Origin of the sequence: Streptomyces sp. NBC_00247 (assembly GCF_036188265.1) — a bacterium.
Lineage (GTDB): Bacteria > Actinomycetota > Actinomycetes > Streptomycetales > Streptomycetaceae > Streptomyces.
Genome location: NZ_CP108093.1, coordinates 4,872,211 through 4,890,032, shown reverse-complemented (window position 1 = coordinate 4,890,032; position 17,822 = coordinate 4,872,211). Strand labels below are relative to the sequence as shown.

Below are 17,822 nucleotides of genomic sequence, written 5' to 3'. Positions count from 1 at the left end.
GCGCACCTATCGCTCACCCTGACCCGACACGGGAGACCACCATGCGTATGCGCACCCTGCCCCGTCACGCCCGTACCGGGCAGCTCGCCGTCGCTTGGCGCAAGGCCCGGCCCGGAGAGGATCCGGCCGCGGTGTACCCGGTGTGGCCGATCCGCGGCGGCGCCGAGGACGACGACCAGGACGACAGCGACGATGACTCGGACAACGACCAGGACGACGGCACGGCCGACAAGGACGACGCCGACGACAAGATCGATCACAAGGCTGAGGCCGAGAAGTACAAGGCGCTCATGCGCAAGCAGGAGGCGCGGGCCAAGACGAACGCGGCCGCCGCGAAGGAGCTCGCTCGCCTCAAGCGCGAGGGGATGAGTGACCTCGACAAGAAGGTCGACGAGGCGGTCGCCGCAGCACGCGCTGAGGAACGGGTGAAGAGCGGCGTCCGCGTCGCTCGGCAGGCGTTCCTCGCGTCGGCGTCCGGCCGGCTGGAGAACGCGAAGGACGTCGCCGATGAGCTCAACCTGAAGAAGTACGTGGACGACGAGGGCGACGTCGATGAGGACGCGATCGCCGAGCTCGTCGACAAACTCGCCCCGAAGAAGTCCGATAAGGACGGCAGCGACGACCAGGACGAGCGCGACACGCGCCGCCGTCGCCGGACCGGGAGCGGCTACCAGGGTGCGCGCAACGGCAGCGGACGCAGCAAAACCAAGGGCGCTGGGGCATCGGACGGGGTGGCTCTGTACGAGGAGCTCATCGGACCGCGCCGCAGCGCCACGAAGAGCTAACCCAGAGAGGCACCGAGCATGAACCTGCAGCAGACGGTTCGCACGTTCGGGATGGACGATCAGTCGTGGCTCGGCAGCGAGCACGGCACGCAGGCGACCGAGTCGATCACGCTCGACGTCTCGACGTTCACCCCGGCCACCCACTACCCGGCGGGGTACTTCAAGAGCGGCATCCCGCTCGGGCAGATCACCGCCACCAAGAAGTTCGGCCCGTACTCGGCCGGCGCGTCCGACGGGCGGGAAACCCTCGTCGGGTTCCTGTACGCCGCCGTCGGGGCCCCGGCCGTCAACACGACCGACGTGTCGGGGGCCATGTTCACGCACGGCAAGGTCCGCGAGTCGCGCCTGCCGGTGGCTGTCGACGCCGCCGGTAAGGCGGACGTGGCCGGTTCGATCCGGTTCGTCTGAGAGGAAGTGAAGAGATGAGCTGGGTTTTCGACGACACGTACATCGCGCCCGAGGAGCTCACCCCGCTCACACGGGTGGCGCTCGCCGAGCAGACGGTGAACACGTTCACCCTGTCGCGGTGGCTGCCGAACGTCGTCCTGGACGACATCACGTACAAGTACACCAAGGGAGGGGAGGGCGGTCTCACCGAAACGGCCGTCTACCGGTCGTGGGATGCCGAGTCGCGGATCGGCCGTCGCGAGGGTGTCTCGGACGTCATGGGCGAACTGCCCCCGATCAGCGAGGCCATCCCGCTGAACGAGTACGACGCGCTGCGGCTGCGCAGCGCGGACGCCGACAACCCGATGCGTCGGTTCATCGCCCGCGACGCGAACAACCTCGCGGCGAAAATCGCCGCCCGGTTCGAGGTCGGTAAGGGCCAGGCCCTCGCTGACGCACAGTTCACGATCAACGAGAACGGCGTCTATCAGGACCCGGTCGTGTTCGGCCGCAAGCCCGAGCACTCGGTGACCGCAGCCACGCTGTGGACCGACCACGCCAACGCCACGCCCATCACCGACCTTGAGTCGTGGGTGCAGACGTACATCGACACGAACGGTGTCCCGCCCGACCGGATGCTCATGCCGCGTACGGTCCTCGCGGACATGCGGCAGTGCGACCAGGTCGTGCGGCAGGTCTTCCCGCTCGCACCGGCCGGGTCCGCACCGATGGTGTCCGTCGACCAGATCAACACCGTCCTCGACGGCATGGACCTCCCGCCGATCGAGCTGAACGACGCGCGGGTGTCCGTCGACGGCACAGCGACCCGGATCATGCCGGCGAACGCGATCGTGTTCGTCCCCGCCCCGGGGGCCACCGACGCCGCGCAGCCGACCGACCTCGGCGGGTTCCTGCTGGGCACCACGGCCGAGTCTCTCGAAGCGGAGTACTCGGCGGTCGACGGCCGGGCCGGCATCGTCGCGGCGACCTACAAGACGCGCAACCCCATCCGCCTGTGGACGCACGTTGCGGCGGTTGGCATGCCGGTGCTGCGTACGCCGAACCTGACGTTCAAGGCGGTGGTGCGCTGATGCGCAGGCTGAACACATTCGTGCACGTCGACGGTGTGGCGTACGGGCCCGGGTCCGATGTCCCGCCCGAGGTCGCCGAGAAGATCGGCGCACACGCGTGGGAGTCGGACGACGACCAGGGCGACGGGGCGCAGGTCGGGTTCGAGGACCCGGCGACGCAGCCGCCGCCGGACGACGAACCGCCGACCCGGTCCGGTCGGGGGTCCGGCATCGACGCGTGGCGGAAGTTCGCCGAGGAGAACGGTGTCGAGTACGACACCCACGCGAGCCGCGACGAGATCATTGCGGCGTGCGAGGCGGCCGGCGTCGTCGAGCGAGAGGAGTAGCGGGGATGGCGGCAGCGTTCGCGACGGTCGAGGACTACGAGAAGCGCGCCGCCGTCACCCTCGCCGGGGCCCGGCGCGATCAGGTCGAGGTGTACCTCGACGACGCGTCGGCGCTCATGCGCGGGCACATCCCGGCCGGGCACACCCCGGACCCAGCGACGACCAGGGCGATCGCCATCGCGGTGACCCGCCGGGTGATCGCCAACGGGGGCGGGTACCGGCAGCGCACGATCGGCCAGTACTCCGAGACCCTCGGCGAGAACGGCGGTCTGTACCTCACCGCCGACGAGATCGACCAGCTGCAGCCCGACGACAGCACTGACCCGGACGCCGACGCCGCGTACACAGTGCAGCTCGTCGACGGGCCCGCGTGGCGGGACGACCCGGCCGACTACTGCCGGTGGCTGCTGTGATCCCCGACGACCTGCTGCCGCACACGGTCGAGGTTGAACACCCGGGCCGGACGACCGACCGGTACGGCAACGAGATCGTCGACTGGTCGGCATCGACCAAGGCGGCGGCCGCCGCGTGGCTGCAGCAGAACACGGGGGCCGAGGACACCGACCAGCGCGACGCGCAGATCGGCGAGTGGCTCATGCTCTGCAACCCGTGGGCGGCCGACGGCGCCCCGCTCACCGTGTACGGTGCCGACCGAGTCCACTGGAACGGCGCCGTGTTCGAGGTGATCGGGCCGCCCGGTCCGGCGTACGAACCGGCCGAGCTGCATCACTACGAGATCCGGCTGACGACAGTGGAGGGGTGACCATGACCCGAATGCGGGTGGTCCCGAACCGGCGGAACATCGCGGGGTTCCTGAAGAGCGACGGCACGCGGGCGCTGATCGAGCGGAAGACCAGGTCGGCCGAGAGCGCCGCCGCCGCGGCGAGCACGGCGGCCGGACAGTTCCGTACGGACGTACAGATCGACGACCAGCGAGTGCGCGGCGCCGTGATCGGCGACTACTCCACCGACGACCCCGAGGTGTCCCGGGCGGCGCTGCTGCGCGGCCTTGACGCCGCCAAGGGAACCGACTGACGTGCCGACGGCGATCGTGTTCCCGGACGCCGCCGAGGTGTACACCCGGTATCTCCGCGAGCAGCTCGCCGCGCGCGGGGACCTGGTGCACGTCGGCACCCGCGTGCCGTCACCCCGGCCGGCCCGGCTCGTCAGGGCGGAGCGGATCGGCGGCGCGCAGCTCGGCACCATCACCGACCGGCCGCGCCTCGACGTGCACTGCTGGGGCGCCACCGAGGCGGACGCCGCCGACCTGGTCGCGGTGGTGCGGGCGCTCACGCTCGCCATGCCGGGATGGCGCGGCGCCGTCGTGTACGACCTCGCCGAGGTTGGCGGCCCGAACCTACTGCCCGACGCCGCGACGTCGTCGCCCCGCTACGCGTTCGCTGTCGAGCTCTCCATTCGAGGGACTGCCCTCGCCCCCGCATAACCCCCGGCTCACCCGCCGTTGACCGCACGCCCCTCGCGCCGCCGGCGCGGGGGGTTTCTTCATGGAGGTACGCCTCATGGGCACCCCGACTCCCCCGGTTTCCCTGGAGACCGGACTCCACAACGAGTACATCCGCAAGGCTCTCGTGCAGGCGGTGTACGCCGCCGACTACACGGCGGCCGCCGTCACCGCCCCGTTCGCCTCGGCTGACGGCGCGCTGCAGGCGATCCCGACCGGTTACGTCCCGGTGGGCTACACGACCGACGACGGACTGACGTTCACGGGCGATCTGTCGATGGCGGACGTCACGAGCTCGCAGGCGGTCGAGCCGACCCGTTCCGACGTCGAGTCGGACGTGCTCAGCGCGAAGTTCTCGCCGCAGGAAACGAATGCCGCGACGCTCGCCCTGTACGAAGGACTGCCGTTGTCCGGCACCGGTGCACTGCCGGAGATGGGCGAGGCGTGGCAGTGGGACCGGGCGAGCACCCCGAAGAACCCCTACCGGCGGCTGCTCTTCATTGGTCTGGACTACGACGACAGCGGCGCCGAAATCTACGTCGTCAAGTTCTTCCCGCGGGCCCGGCTCACCTCGCGTGACGACGAGCAGTGGGCGAGGTCGACCGAGACGCAGCGCCCGGTGACGTTCAACGCCTACCGCGACAGCGTGCTGAAGACATCGTGCCGCAACTGGGTCGACGGCCCGGGGTGGCGTGCCCTCGCGGCATGACCCCCCCTCCTGATCGGGCGAGGGGCGACGGTCCTGGGTGAGCACTGTCGCCCCTCGCCCTCACATGCTCACCCGCAGCTCACCCACGGAAAGAGGTACTGATCATGAGCAAGCCCGGTAAGGCCCGTTACCGTCTGTCCGCCGTCAAGGCGTCGTACGCCGAGGCGGTCGGCGGTGACGTCGTCGAGGTCGAGACCGACGACGGGAAGGTGTACACCTTTCCGCACCCGCTGTTCGCGGACGACGAGACGAACAAGCAGCTCGACGCCGCCGAGGGCGACCTCGGCAAGGCGCGCGTGCTGCTCGGCGACCAGTGGGACGCGTTCGTGAAGTCGGGCGGCGACGCCAACGGGCTCATGCTCGTGTTCGTCGCCGCGCGCGCCGACATGCAGGACACGATGGGAAAGCACCGGCCGCCGAGGAAGTAGCCGGCGGCGAACCCGAGGACGTCGAGCAGCTCGTCGAGTACAGCGTGCTCGATGTCCTCGGCGACCACCCCGAGGCGGTCGAGGCCGACCTCGCCCACCACTACCCGGGCTACGGGCCCGGCGGTCCGGTCGCTGCTTTCTGGCGGCGCGAGATCACGCTGCGGTGGCTGCGCGTCATGGTCGAGGGGCTACCGCCCGACGGTGCCACAGCTCGCGCGGCGGCCGGTAACCCGTGGACGCAGGCGGATTGGTCCCGGGCCGATGCCCGCGATCTGCTCGAACTTCTCTTCATCGCGTTCGCCAACGTCAACCGCGCCGAGAACTCACCGGAGATCCCGTGGCCCGAGCCGTCGTGGCGGCCGGGTGACCCGCCGCCCGCGGACGCGGCGGCGGCCGCCGAAGAGCAGCGCGCACGGGCCCGAGCCGCGTATGAGCGCATCAACTCGCAGGTGCTCCCCGGGAAGGGGTGATCCGTCGTGCCGGTCGAGGTCGGTGTCGGGTACGTGTCCGTTGTCCCGTCGACCCGGGGGTTCGGGTCCGAGCTGCAGCGGCAGATTTCGGGCCCGTCCGCCGATGCCGGGCAACGCGCCGGCCGAGAGTCCGGGCAGGGGTTCCTCGGCGGCATCGGCGGCGTGCTTAAGACCGGCATCGCCGGGGTAGCGGCTACCGCCGGTGCCCTGTTCGCGGTCGGGTTCACCGAGGCCGTGGCGCAGGACAAGAGCAACGCCCGGCTGGGGGCCCAACTCGGTCTCAGCGCGAAGGAGTCGGCGCGGCTCGGCAAGGTCGCCGGGAAGGTCTTCGGCAAGGGGTACGGCGAAAGCATCGACCAGGTTAACGACGCGCTGCGCGGGCTGGCACAGAACGGTGTGGCCGCGGTCAACGCACCGAAGAAGGATCTGGCCGAGCTCACTAAGAGCGCGCTCAACTTGGCCGATACGTTCGACGCCGAGGTCGGCGAGTCCGCGAAGGCGGCTGGACAGCTCATCAAAACGGGCCTCGCGAAGGACGGCAAGCAGGCGTTTGACCTGATCACAGCCGGTTTCCAGTCCGGCGCAGACAAGTCAGGCGACTTCCTCGACACCCTCAATGAATACGGTACGCAGTTCCGCAAGGCAGGGCTGGGCGGCGCGGCCTCGATCGGCCTGATCTCCCAGGCGTTGGAGGCGGGGGCGCGTGACGGCGACCTCGCCGCCGACGCGATCAAGGAGTTCACGATCCGCGTCGTCGATGGCAGCAAGACGACCGCCGACGGATACAAGCTTCTCGGGTTGTCGTCCGCCACCATGGCGAAGGAGTTCGCAAAGGGCGGGGCATCGGCCACGGCCGCCCTCGATCTGACCCTCGACAAGCTGCGCGCGATCCCTGACCCGGTGAAACAGAACGCTGCGGCGGTCGCCCTGTTCGGCACGCAGAGCGAGGATCTCGGCGCCGCGCTGTACGCCATGGACCCGTCATCGGCGGCCGACAAGCTCGGCAAGGTCGGCGGTGCCGCAACGACCATGGGGAAGGCTCTCCACGCCACCGCGACGAACGATTTCGACGTCTTCAAGCGGATGGCGGTGCAGAAACTCGCCGACACCGCCGACAAGTACGTACTGCCAGCCGTCGCCCGGCTCGGCTCGTTCCTGATCTCCGACGTCGTGCCGACGCTCCGAACCTTCGGCGCAGGCGTCCGGACCACCGGTGAGGCACTCGGCGCCGGGGTGGACTGGCTGCGCGAGTACGGGGCGTGGCTGCTGCCGCTTGCCGTCGGCATTGCCGGGCTCACGATTACGATGAACGCTTCCGCGATCGCGACGGGCGCCGTCACGGCGGTGTTCTCGGTCTATCGCGGGGTGATCCTCGCGACGGCCGCGGTCACCCGTGGGTACGCCATCGCGCAGGGTGTGCTCAACGCGGTGATGTCTGCGAACCCGATCGGGTTGATCATCACGGGTGTCGCGGCGCTCGCCGCTTTGATCTTCGTCGCGTACAAGCGCAGCGACACATTCCGCTCGATCGTGCAGGCGACATGGTCCGGGATCCAGTCCGGATGGTCGTCGCTCTGGTCCGTGCTGCAGCCCGGCATCGCCGGGTTCATGACCGGGCTGCGCGCGATCGGCACAGGCGCAGCGTGGCTCTGGGGCACGGTCCTCGCGCCGACGTTCGGGTTCATCGGCACCGCCGCGAAGGTGCTCGGCGTAGTCGTCGCGACGCTGCTGATCGCCCCGTTCGTGATCGGGTTCAAGGCCGTCGGCGCTATCGCGTCGTGGCTCTGGGACTCGCAGATCAAGCCCGTGTTCGAGGACATCGCGACCGGCGCGGTATGGCTCTGGGGATCGGCGCTGCAGCCGGTCTTCGGGTGGATCTGGTCCGGGCTGCGCGCGACCGGCGCGGGCGCGACGTGGCTCTACCGCAACGCGATCAAGCCTGCGTTCGACGGCATCGGCACAGGCGCAGGGTGGCTTTGGGGCTCCGCGATCAAGCCAGCGTTCGACGGGATCGGCGCCGGCGCCGCGTGGCTGTGGGGCTCGGGGATCAAGCCCGCGTTCACCGGCATTCAGAGCGGCGTCCGCATGACGGGCTCGGTCGCCACGTGGCTCTACCGCAGCGCGGTGAAACCGGCGTTCGACGGGATCGGCACGGGTGCGGCGTGGCTGTGGAATGTGGCTCTGCGGCCGGTTCTGGACAAGGGACGTGCGGGCGTCAAGCTCTTCGGCGCAGCGTTCGGTCTGGCCAAGGACGCGATCGGCTCCGCCTGGTCCCAGATCAAGAACATCGCCAAAGAGCCTGTGAACTTCATCATCAAACACATCTACACGGAAGGGATCAAAGCCACTTGGGACAAGGTGGCCGGGTTCGTCGGGGTCGGGAAGATGCCGGCCGCGCCGAAGCTGCTCGCGGGCGGCGGCCGCACGCACGGCGGCGTGCCGGGCAAGGACAGCATCCCGACGCTGATGATGGCCGACGAGTTCGTCGTGAAGCGCAGCAGCGCCCGCGCGGTGGGGTTCGACACCCTGTCGTACATCAACGAGCACGGCGAGCTGCCAGTGCAGCGGTTCGCCGACGGCGGGATCGTGGGCGATCTCTGGGGCGCTGCGAAGAAGGTCGGCGGCACACTGCTCAGCGGCGCCGACTTCCTCACCGATCCCGGCAAAATGTGGGATAAGGCGACCGGATTCATCCGGGACAAGGCGGCTACGATCGGCTCGTCGCCGTGGGCGCAGGCCCTCGGCCGCTTCCCGGCGAAGATGCTCGACGGCTTGAAGGACAAGATCGTCAACGCGGCGGGCAGCATGTTCGGCGGCGCCTCGGGCAGCGTTGGCGGGTCCGGCGTCGAGCGGTGGTCGTCGGTCGTACTGCAGGCCCTCAAGATGGTCGGACAGCCTGCATCGCTGCTGCCGGTCGTGCTACGCCGGATGAACCAGGAGAGCGGCGGGAACCCGCGCGCGATCAACAATTGGGACATCAACGCGAAGAACGGCGACCCGTCGCGTGGGCTCATGCAGACGATCGGTGCGACGTTCAACGCGTACGCCGGTCCGCTCCAGTCACGCGGCATCTACGACCCGCTGGCGAACGTGGTCGCCTCCATGCGGTACGCCCTGTCGCGGTACGGGTCGCTCGCCTCGGCGTACAACCGACCCGGTGGGTACGCCGACGGCGGCCGGCCGAAGCGAGGCGAACTCGCGTGGGTCGGCGAGCGCGGGCCCGAGCTCGTGAGGTTCGGCGGCGGGGACACGGAGGTGTACGACCACCTGACGTCGCTCCGGATGGCGGGCGGGCTCGGTGTGCTGCGCGGGTTCGCGAAGGGTACGAAGGTATCCGCGTCGACCAAGGCGCGGCGTGAAGTGCCTGCGGATCTCGCGGCGTTCCGGAAGAGTCTCACCGGGACGGCGGCGCAGATCGCTGCCGCGTCCAACGCGCTCGCGGCCGATCTGAAGTCGGCGGGCGGGGCAGGCAAGAACCTCGCGACCGCGACGACCGCGGCGTCGGCGAAGCTGCAGGCGCTCGCGAAACAGCGGGACACCGTGGCGTCGAAGATCGCTACGGCCAAGGCGGCGGCCACCGATCAGGCGACGTCGGCGACCGACTATCTCGGGCTCGGGAACATCAGCGATCCGACATCGGTCGGCGGGCTGATCTCCGGTCTGCAGGCGCGGCAGTCGACGCTCGCGTCGTTTCAGGCGCGGATCGCGACGGCGTCGAAGCGGGGCGTGTCGCAGAGCCTGATCTCGCAGCTCGTGGCGGCCGGACCCGACAGTCAGCTCGCCCGGCTGGTGTCCGGGGCGAGCGCCGGGCAGATCAAGCAGCTCAACGCGCTCGCGGCGTCCGGCTCCAAGCTCAGCACCGCGTACGGCCGGACCATGGCCGACGCGATGTACGACGCCGGGACCATGGCGGGAAAGGGGTTCCTCACCGGTCTGCAGGCCCAGGAGGCGGCGCTGCAGAAGGAGATGACCAAGCTCGGCGGGACACTCGTGACCACGATCGAGCGGCGGCTGCAGATTCACAGCCCGAGCCGCGAGACCGACCGGGTCGGGCGCATGGTCGGCGCCGGCCTGATCGGCGGCATGGTCAGCACCCTGCCCGCGATCGACCGCGCGTCGGTCCGCATGGCGACCGCCTCGGTCCCGGCTCCGGCGGCCGCGATCCGCACGGCGGCGCAGCCGGCCGGACTGCAGCAGGGACAGCAGCTCGCACTCGTCCTCGCGGACGGCACGCAGCTCGACGCGTACGTCGACACCCGGGTCGACGCGGGGATGACGACGGTCCGGCAGCGGTCGCGTGCCGGCGCACGATAGGAGACACGCGATGCCGATGATCGTCGACCCGAGCGCGCCTCCGGTGACGCCGCCGGTTCGGGTGGTGTCACCCGACGGGTGGCTCGCTGGCATCGTCGACGAGCAGTGGGCGGGCGTCGTGCTCGCGGTGGACTACACCGCGGGCACGACGCCGCTCGCCGACGTGGGCGACGTCCGACAGGTGCGGATCACGCGCACCGACCCGGGGGGCGGCCTGGCTCTGGTCCGGTCGGCCGATCTGGCGTGGGCGATCGAGGGAGTCGGCACAGCCTACGACCACGAGCCTCCGCTCGGGGTCGCGGTCGTGTACACCGCGACGCCGGTTTACGCGGACGGCAGCGAGGGGCCGGCATCGTCCCTTGCGGTGACCGTGCCGGCGCCGGAGCCCGGTGACGACCGTGATCTGTGGATCAAGAGCCTCGACGACCCCGGCTTGTCGGTACGGGTGATGATCGTCGAGTGGTCCGGCGCCACGTCGGCAGGACGACAGGACGCGGTCGACATCGCGGGATCTCCCTACCGGCAGCTCGCGTACGACGAGCACGGCGCCGAGGTCGTGCAGGTGACCGTCGATGTTCCGCCCGAACTCGTGGGTCAGATGCGGGCGTTGCTCCGGTCAGGAGCACTGCTCGCTCAGGTTCGGCCCGGGTATCTGCAGCCCGACGCGTACTTCGTCCCGGGCGACATCACGGGCCCTGCGCCGACCGGCCGACTCGGCTCATCCGAGGGGTATCGGTTCGGTTTCACGGTCGAACCGCTTGCCCGCCCCGACACCATCGGTCAGCCCTTGCGTATTCCGGGCTGGTCGTGGGACGACGTCGCTGCCCGCTACGCCACGTGGGACGCCATCGCCGCGTCCTACTCGTCGTGGGCGTCCCTGAGCACGAACGGGGTCACCTGACATGCTACCGATCTCCGCCCGCGCACTGGCCGCCGTCACCGGGGCCGCCCGCCGCCCGATCCGCGCCGAGTGGTCCAACGATGGCGGCGGCACCTGGGTACCAGCCCCGCAGCTCGGCGGCGCCGAGGTTCGCCCGGACCGTACCGCGGAGTGCCGCTACTCCGGCACCGCCGACCTGGTCGGCATTCCCCTCGGCGCATCCGGCGTCAACAGCGTGACCACGCAGGTACGGCTGTGGCAGGGCCTGCAGGGGCCGCGCATGGACGTGGAGTGGATCCCCGCCGGGGTGTACGTCGTCGACCGGCTGACCCGCACCCGATACGGGGCGTCCGTCGAGCTCCTCGGCCGGGAGGAAGTGATCCGGGCCGCGCCGCTACCGGCTCCGCGCACGGTCGGCCCGGACACCGCCCGGTTCCTCGCGGAGACGCTGATCGGCGAGGTACTGCCCGGAGTGCCGGTCGCATGGCGCGACGGCGTCACTCCGGACACGCCCCTGCCGTCGTGGGTGGTGGACGAGGACCGGTGGGCGGCCCTCTCCGGCGGAACAGACACCACCGGCACCGATACCGGCATCGCCGCCGCGCTCGCCGCCGAGCTGTACGCCGACGCCTCCGGGGTGGTGACGATCGGGCCCGTGCCGACCATCACCGACCCGGTGGTCTGGCGCATCCCCTACGGTGTCGCCCTGGTCGAGCCCGCTGAAACCGAGTCCGCGGAGGGCTTGGTGAACCTCTGGTCGATCAGTGGGGACGGTGGTGACGGGACGCCAGCGGTCGGACCCGTCTACACGTGGGACACCGACCCGGCGTCCCTGACCTACGCCGGGCCGGACCCGGTCGGCGACCCCCTCGCCCCCCAGCGCCTCGGCCTGACCGGCGTCCGGATCCGGGCCGCCCGCTACGCCTCCCCGCTGATCACGAACCTCGGCCAGGCCGCCGACGTCGGCGCGGCCCGCCTCGCCGACTCCCTCGGGATCCAGGCCTCCCTGTCCATGACCACCGCGTGCAACCCCGCCCTCGAACCCGGCGACGTCGTGGACGTGGAGGTCCGCCCGGGTGAGTGGCAGCGGCACATCATCGACGCCTGCCCCTACACCCTCGGCAGCGCCTCCCAGTCCTGCACCACCCGGACCACCGTCAGGAGGCTGCTGTGAGCGACCCCGCCGCCGAGCTCGGCGCCCAGCTCGCGGCCGCCGCCACCGGCATGGGCGGTCTGCGGATGCGCAGCGCCCAGGTCGACGGCGTCACCGACCTCGGAGTCAACCTGCGCGTCGGCGAGGAGTTGCTGCTGGACGTGCCGTGCGCCGACTCCTACCGCAACCGGGCGGCTGGCGACTGGGTGGCCGTCACCCGGGGCGCCCGCCCGGTTGTCGTGTGGCGGCTCGGCGACGACCCGGGCGACGAGTCCGAGGCGGAGATCCGGGAGATCGCCACGGACGCCGCCGCCGACCTGCAGGTGGTGCGCGCCGTCACCTGGGGCACCGCCGCACCGTCCGGGACCGGGTGGCAGTCCGGCACCACCGTCTACGCCCGCAAGGTCAGTGGAAAGGTGGAGTTGTACGTACAGCTGGCCAGCGTCACCGACCCGTCTCCGACCGCACCGGCCGCCCGGGCGCCGGCCCCGGTCACGATCACCCCGACCGACGCCGGGTCCTGGCGCGGGGGCCGCCCCGACGAGACCCGGTCCGGGCGTGCGTTCCAGGGTGACTACACCGGCCGCGGGAACCTCCGGGGCGGGTGGTTCTACGGCACGTCGATCGCAGACGCCTGCTCAGGTCGCGTCGTCTCCTCGATGACGGTCACGCTGACCCGGGCGCGCGGGAGCGGTGCCAACGCCGCCCGGCCCGCGCACCTGTACCTCCACGCCCACACCTCCCCGCCGTCCGGGCAACTCGTCCTCGGCGACGGCCCCGAGTACCTGCTGCGCCTGTCCGTGGGCGCGCGCGGCACGGCGACGCTGCCCGCCGCGTGGCGGACGGCGCTGGCGTCCGGGGCGGCGCGCGGCATCGCGGTCTACGCCGAGGGCGCCACCGACTACGCCGCGTTCACCGGCGGCGCCATCCGCATCACGTTCTCCGCCCCGTAAGGAGCAGCACCATGGCCACCATCGGCTACGCCTCACTCCCGGTACCTGGGGGTGCGGACGCCCCGGTCGGGCCCGGCGCGCTCGCAGCGCTGGCGACCGCGATCGATCCGCACCTCGTCCACCACGTCGCGAACCTCGCCGAGCGCAACACTCGGTTCGCGGGGGCTCCGGTGCACACCGTCGTCACCGCCGCGGACGGCACCGTGTGGAAGAAAACCGCGACGTCGAACACCTGGGTGACGTGGTGGGAGCCCGAACCAGCGTGGAGGCCGCTGCCGCTCCTGTCGGCGTTCCAGGCCGGGCAGGTTTTCCCAGAGATCAAGAGGGTGGGCGGCCGCGTTCGCCTTCGGGGCCGGATCGCCCGAACCGACGGCACCGCGATCATCGGCACGAACGGCATCCAGGTCGCCACGGTGCCCACCGATTGCCGGCCGCCCTCCCAGATCGCCACCAGTACGGCTTTTTTCAGCACGGCCGGAGACCCGCTGATCGGCGCCGGCCGCATGGAATCGCACTCCAACGATCAAGCGATCCCGGGCGCGCTCATCTTCTGGAGTCAAGACGGCGCTCAGGACGGCGGCACGGTCGGCACCGGCTGGATCGACATCTCCGGCTCCTACAGCATCGACTGAAAGGCATCTCACATGCCCACCCTCTACACCTACGGCGGCACCCCGGCCGAGGTCCTCACCGACCTCGCCGGGAACGTCGTCCCCGACTACCCGCTGAACGTCCGCGTCGCGGGCACGGGGGAGCTCGTAACCGCACTGTACGAGGCGGACGGCACCACCCCGATCAGCCAACTCCGCTCCGACGGCACCGCGTCGAAATCGCCGGGGGCGATACGGCAGTGGATGTGCGCCTGGCCGCAGATCGAGTACGAGTACAACGCGACCGGCGGCCGGATCGTCCGCTGGTACGCGACCGGCCGTGAGGTCGCCACCGAGGCGCTGCAGGCCGCCACTGGCGCAGCCACCCAGGCAGCGACTGCAGCCACGCAGGCGGCGACCGCGCTCACCACGGCGACCAACGCCGCGGCGCTCGCCACGACCGCCACCACCACGGCGGCTGCGGCATCGGCGGACGCCACGGCCGCGATCACCGCCGTTCAGTCCCGGCTCGGCGCCGCCGCGACCGTCGACAACCTGCCCGCGATCGTCTACGACGCCCACCGGGGCAGCGCGGGCGAAGCTCCGGAGAACACCCTCGCGGCTCTTCGCGGGGCGATGCCGTGGGCCGACGTCCTCGACCTCGACTCCCAGATCCTCGGCGACGGCACCCCGGTGCTGATGCATGACGCCACCGTGGACCGCACTACCCGGAGCGCGGGGAACGTCAGTCTGTTCAACGCCGCCCAGTGGGGGCTCGTGCGCAGTGACCCGTCCACCTGGTTCGCGGCGGCCGCCCCCGACCTGCCGGTGCACACCGTGGAGGAGATCCTCGACGAGCTCGGCGGCCGCCGGGTGATGACCGTGGAGGCTAAGAACGCGGCGGGGGTCGCACCGCTCGCCGCGATGATCAAGGCCCGGCGGCTCGAACGCAGCGTGTTGATCAACACCAATGACCCCGCCGTCATCCCGGTGATCAAAGCCGCGGGCTGCCTCGCGCACCTGTGGCGGTCCGCCGCCCAGATGGCCACGGACAACGCGACCACCATCAGGAACACGGGCGCGGACCTCTTGGACGTCGACATCGCCGGGACGGACGCGCAGATCACAGCCGCCATCGCCAAGAACTACGCGCTCGGGGTATGGGCGCACACGCTGGTACGCCGGGTGCAGCGCGATCGGGCCCTCGCCCTCGGGTGCCGGGGCATCATCGCCGACTACTCCGCCTACGTCTCCAGCCGCGTCCCCCGCCGCACCACCAGCTCGTTCGGGACGGGGCAGTGGGGGTACGGGTACGTGCCCTCCGCCGCCGCCCGGCCGGTCCTCGACGCCTCCGGCCGCATCCCCCTGCCGAACCCCGCGAGCTCGGCGGCCGCCGACGCGGTGGTGCTCCTGGCGGGCGAAGTTAGCCCGGCCCCGGCCACCACCACGATCGACGTGAAATTCAGCGTCACCGCGACGCCCGTGTGGGCCCTGTTCGCCGTGCACCTGGGCGCCGACGACGACGCCACGGTCCTCTCCTCGGCGGACATCCGCCACAACGGGTACACCGTGCAGGTCAGCAACACGCGCTCTCTGCGCATCTATCGGGACGACAAGGCGGCCGGCACTTCCGCGCAGCTCGCCAACACGGCCAGCAGCACGGCGATCCCGGCGGGCACTTACACGCTGCGGGTCGTCATCACCGCGACGCAGATCACCCTGTCCGTCCCCGAGCTGTCGCTGACCACCACGGTCACGGACAGCACCTACCGGGTCCCCTGGTACCTGTACGTCGGCCGGCCGTATTTCTCGGGCGGGACCGACGTCGTCAACGTCGTCAGCATCACCACCACCTGATCCGCCTCCCCCCAACCGAGCCCCGCGCCGATCCGGCCGGGGCTTTCTGCATCCCCGGAAAGGGGCTTCACCCATGGGTAGCACCGAGCGGCCCGTGCCCGAGCGCATGGCCGATCAGCACGAGCAAGCGCTGCACCTCACGCGCACCGGCAACGGGCCGACCGTCGAGGACGAGCAGACACTGCTCGCCGCGAAGTTCGGCCCCGCGGACATGGCGGGCTACTTCACCGGCCCCGAGCTCGACGACCAGGACGACGAGCCGGCCGACACTGAGGCGGCTGCGGCCGAGGACGGAGGTACGGCATGACCGTCGACGGCATGGTCGAGCAGATGGAACGCTGGATCGGCACGGGCGAACCGAACCAGATTCAGCAGTGGTACCGCGAGCGCAACGGGCCAGCCTACGCCGGCAACTTCGCGTGGTGTGACGCCATGGTCACCCGTGCCGCCGTCGACGCCGGTGAGTACGACGCCGTGTGCCACGGCACCGACTGGGCGTACACCGTGGCGCACGCCGCCCGATTCCAGGCTGCCGGGCAGTGGACGGCGATGACGAACGGCATCGCCAAGTCGGGCATCCGGCGCGGTGACATCGTGTTCTTCGACTGGTCCGGCTCGTCGTCGATCGGCGCGATAGATCACGTCGGGATCGTCACGAGCGTCTCGGCCGACCACCGGTACGTCTACACGATCGAGGGCAACACGGCGAACGTCTGCGCCCGCCGCGTCCGGGTCGTTGGGGACATCGCCGGGTTCGGGCGCCCCGCGTACAAGACGGCGCCCCCTGCCACGGCCACCGGGACCGGCACGTACAAGGTGCTCGACGGCGACTCGCTCTCGGAGATCGCCGAGGCGCACAAGACGACCGTGTCAGCGCTGCAGTCCCTGAACGGGATCAAGGACCCGAACAAGATCGCAGCCGGGCAAATGCTCAAGCTGCCGACGGCGACCGCACAGAAGGTGGTCAGCCTCGCGAAGCTCATCACGGCGGCGAAGAGCGACCCGCCGAAGAAGGGCACACCGGTCTCGTACGCCGCGGCGAAGTACGTCGAGCAAGCGCTCGTCGCCGAGAAGCTGCTCGCCGCCGGCTACGCCGATGGCCACATGGGCACGGCCACGCGGAGCGCTTACGCCCTGTACCAGCAGCGGCAGGGCTTCACCGGCAAGGCGGCGGACGGTGTCCCTGGCATGACCACCCTCAAGCGGCTCGGTGCCGCCCACGGCTTCACGGTCGTCGCCTGATGCCCCATTCGGCCGCCACCCGGCGGCCGGACACCTCACTACAGAAGGGGGACCGGCATGAAGACCGGTCTGTTCATCTCCACCATGCGCACCGCGGTACCGCTCGTCGCCGGGTGGCTGCTCACCCTTGCGGCGGCCGCCGGTCTGGACATCAACTCGACGACCGCCACCGGCGCCGTCACGGTCGTGCTCGCTGTCGCGTATTACCTGGTTTTCCGGCTGCTCGAAGTGCTCGGTGAGCGGGCCCCGGGCACCGTGCTGCAGAACCTCGCGGGGGTGTTCCTCGGGTGGGCGCGGCCCCCGTCGTACCCGGCCGTCGAGCCCGCCCTCGACCCGGTCGACCCGAGCACCTACTCGGGCGGATCGACGAGCCTGTCGTGACGGGAGCCGCAGCTGCCCGGAGACTCCGGTCTCGGCTCGGACCCCGCGGCGAGTTCCTCGCCTTCATGGGGGTCGGGAAGGTTTGCTGGGGAATCGGCCTCATCGTGATCCCGCCGGCAGCCGGAGGTCTGGAGCTGCTCACCGGCATCGCCCCCCTCCACTGCTGGGCGTGGGTGTGGATCGTTGCGGGCGCCGTCACCTTCGCCTCGGCGTGGGTCCGGTTCGGGCAGGACCGGTTCGGGTTCCTCGCGGCGTCCGTGCCGCCGACCCTGTGGGCATTCGCCTACGGGTGGTCAGCGCTCAGCGGGCACTACCCGCGCGGGGTCTTCATCTTCCTTTGGTACATCACGTCGCACTGCGGCGTGATCTGGTGCGCATCGCGCGTCCCTCCCGGCGACGGACGGCGCACCGCCGCCGAGGGGGTAGAGGGGAGCCCCCGTTGAGCAGCGGGTGGATGGAAATCAGCGGGGCCGCCCTGACCCTGTCCGGCGTGTTCGTCACGGGGTGGCTGACCTACCGGGGCAGCCGCACGGCGGCCGCGATTCAGGCTGAGCCGAACCAGCGGGCCGCTGATCTGGCCGCGTTCAAGGAGATCAAGGAAGACATGCAGGTCGACATCAACGAACTGCGCGAAGAGACTCGGTCGCTTCGGTCGCTGGTCCGGTCGATGTCGGGATACGTGGCCGAGCTGACGGCGCAGATGCGGCAGCGCGGGATCGAGCCGCCGGCACCACCGGATCGCGTCGCGGAGTACAACCGAACTGGAGTCTGACCACCGCACCACCACCGCCCCC

General features: G+C 70.7%; 22 protein-coding genes. All 22 read left to right on the top strand.

Annotated elements, in window-relative coordinates:
- Nucleotides 1-41: 41 nt before the first annotated feature.
- The 22 genes from OHT52_RS21135 (at nucleotide 42) to OHT52_RS21030 (ending at nucleotide 17,800) form a co-directional block, all read left to right on the top strand.
- Nucleotides 42-785, top strand: coding sequence for a hypothetical protein (locus OHT52_RS21135; protein ID WP_328721740.1), 744 nt, complete (start codon nucleotides 42-44; stop codon nucleotides 783-785).
- Between the two features lie 18 nt (nucleotides 786-803).
- Nucleotides 804-1,193 carry a head decoration protein gene (locus tag OHT52_RS21130; RefSeq protein ID WP_328721739.1) on the top strand — a complete coding sequence of 130 codons (390 nt, stop codon included), beginning with the start codon at nucleotides 804-806 and terminating at the stop codon, nucleotides 1,191-1,193.
- A 14-nt stretch (nucleotides 1,194-1,207) separates the two neighbouring features.
- The gene (locus OHT52_RS21125; protein WP_328721738.1) at nucleotides 1,208-2,263 is read left to right on the top strand and encodes a major capsid protein; all 1,056 of its coding nucleotides are present in this window, start codon (nucleotides 1,208-1,210) and stop codon (nucleotides 2,261-2,263) included.
- Nucleotides 2,263-2,589 (top strand): hypothetical protein, encoded by a 327-nt coding sequence (locus OHT52_RS21120; protein ID WP_328721737.1) that lies wholly within the window; start codon nucleotides 2,263-2,265, stop codon nucleotides 2,587-2,589. Before OHT52_RS21125 ends, OHT52_RS21120 begins: the two co-directional genes overlap by 1 nt.
- 5 nt (nucleotides 2,590-2,594) lie before the next feature.
- Nucleotides 2,595-3,002 (top strand): hypothetical protein, encoded by a 408-nt coding sequence (locus OHT52_RS21115; RefSeq protein WP_328721736.1) that lies wholly within the window; start codon nucleotides 2,595-2,597, stop codon nucleotides 3,000-3,002.
- Complete coding sequence (locus tag OHT52_RS21110; RefSeq protein ID WP_328721735.1) at nucleotides 2,990-3,352, top strand: hypothetical protein; 363 nt, start codon at nucleotides 2,990-2,992, stop codon at nucleotides 3,350-3,352. Before OHT52_RS21115 ends, OHT52_RS21110 begins: the two co-directional genes overlap by 13 nt.
- Nucleotides 3,353-3,354: 2 nt before the next feature.
- Nucleotides 3,355-3,624 carry a hypothetical protein gene (locus OHT52_RS21105; RefSeq protein ID WP_328723833.1) on the top strand — a complete coding sequence of 90 codons (270 nt, stop codon included), beginning with the start codon at nucleotides 3,355-3,357 and terminating at the stop codon, nucleotides 3,622-3,624.
- A gap of 1 nt (nucleotide 3,625) precedes the next feature.
- Entirely contained in the window at nucleotides 3,626-4,033 is a 408-nt protein-coding gene (locus OHT52_RS21100) for a hypothetical protein (protein ID WP_328721734.1), read from the top strand.
- 76 nt (nucleotides 4,034-4,109) lie between these two features.
- Nucleotides 4,110-4,760 (top strand): phage tail tube protein, encoded by a 651-nt coding sequence (locus tag OHT52_RS21095; protein WP_328721733.1) that lies wholly within the window; start codon nucleotides 4,110-4,112, stop codon nucleotides 4,758-4,760.
- Between the two features lie 104 nt (nucleotides 4,761-4,864).
- Complete coding sequence (locus OHT52_RS21090) at nucleotides 4,865-5,188, top strand: hypothetical protein (RefSeq protein ID WP_328721732.1); 324 nt, start codon at nucleotides 4,865-4,867, stop codon at nucleotides 5,186-5,188.
- 44 nt (nucleotides 5,189-5,232) lie between these two features.
- Entirely contained in the window at nucleotides 5,233-5,658 is a 426-nt protein-coding gene (locus OHT52_RS21085; RefSeq protein WP_328721731.1) for a hypothetical protein, read from the top strand.
- Between the two features lie 6 nt (nucleotides 5,659-5,664).
- Nucleotides 5,665-9,972 (top strand): phage tail tape measure protein, encoded by a 4,308-nt coding sequence (locus OHT52_RS21080; protein ID WP_328721730.1) that lies wholly within the window; start codon nucleotides 5,665-5,667, stop codon nucleotides 9,970-9,972.
- A 10-nt stretch (nucleotides 9,973-9,982) separates the two neighbouring features.
- Nucleotides 9,983-10,873, top strand: a complete 891-nt coding sequence (locus tag OHT52_RS21075; protein ID WP_328721729.1) for a hypothetical protein — start codon at nucleotides 9,983-9,985, stop codon at nucleotides 10,871-10,873.
- A gap of 1 nt (nucleotide 10,874) precedes the next feature.
- Nucleotides 10,875-12,026, top strand: a complete 1,152-nt coding sequence (locus OHT52_RS21070) for a phage tail protein (protein WP_328721728.1) — start codon at nucleotides 10,875-10,877, stop codon at nucleotides 12,024-12,026.
- Nucleotides 12,023-12,958, top strand: a complete 936-nt coding sequence (locus OHT52_RS21065; protein WP_328721727.1) for a hypothetical protein — start codon at nucleotides 12,023-12,025, stop codon at nucleotides 12,956-12,958. Before OHT52_RS21070 ends, OHT52_RS21065 begins: the two co-directional genes overlap by 4 nt.
- A gap of 11 nt (nucleotides 12,959-12,969) precedes the next feature.
- Nucleotides 12,970-13,590 (top strand): hypothetical protein, encoded by a 621-nt coding sequence (locus OHT52_RS21060; protein WP_328721726.1) that lies wholly within the window; start codon nucleotides 12,970-12,972, stop codon nucleotides 13,588-13,590.
- A gap of 12 nt (nucleotides 13,591-13,602) precedes the next feature.
- Nucleotides 13,603-15,405, top strand: a complete 1,803-nt coding sequence (locus tag OHT52_RS21055; RefSeq protein WP_328721725.1) for a glycerophosphodiester phosphodiesterase — start codon at nucleotides 13,603-13,605, stop codon at nucleotides 15,403-15,405.
- A 73-nt stretch (nucleotides 15,406-15,478) separates the two neighbouring features.
- The gene (locus tag OHT52_RS21050; RefSeq protein WP_328721724.1) at nucleotides 15,479-15,712 is read left to right on the top strand and encodes a hypothetical protein; all 234 of its coding nucleotides are present in this window, start codon (nucleotides 15,479-15,481) and stop codon (nucleotides 15,710-15,712) included.
- Nucleotides 15,709-16,647, top strand: a complete 939-nt coding sequence (locus tag OHT52_RS21045; RefSeq protein WP_328721723.1) for a LysM peptidoglycan-binding domain-containing protein — start codon at nucleotides 15,709-15,711, stop codon at nucleotides 16,645-16,647. Before OHT52_RS21050 ends, OHT52_RS21045 begins: the two co-directional genes overlap by 4 nt.
- Nucleotides 16,648-16,704: 57 nt before the next feature.
- Entirely contained in the window at nucleotides 16,705-17,028 is a 324-nt protein-coding gene (locus OHT52_RS21040) for a hypothetical protein (RefSeq protein ID WP_328721722.1), read from the top strand.
- Between the two features lie 104 nt (nucleotides 17,029-17,132).
- Complete coding sequence (locus tag OHT52_RS21035; RefSeq protein ID WP_328721721.1) at nucleotides 17,133-17,471, top strand: hypothetical protein; 339 nt, start codon at nucleotides 17,133-17,135, stop codon at nucleotides 17,469-17,471.
- An 11-nt stretch (nucleotides 17,472-17,482) separates the two neighbouring features.
- Complete coding sequence (locus OHT52_RS21030) at nucleotides 17,483-17,800, top strand: hypothetical protein (RefSeq protein WP_328721720.1); 318 nt, start codon at nucleotides 17,483-17,485, stop codon at nucleotides 17,798-17,800.
- Nucleotides 17,801-17,822: the final 22 nt, after the last annotated feature.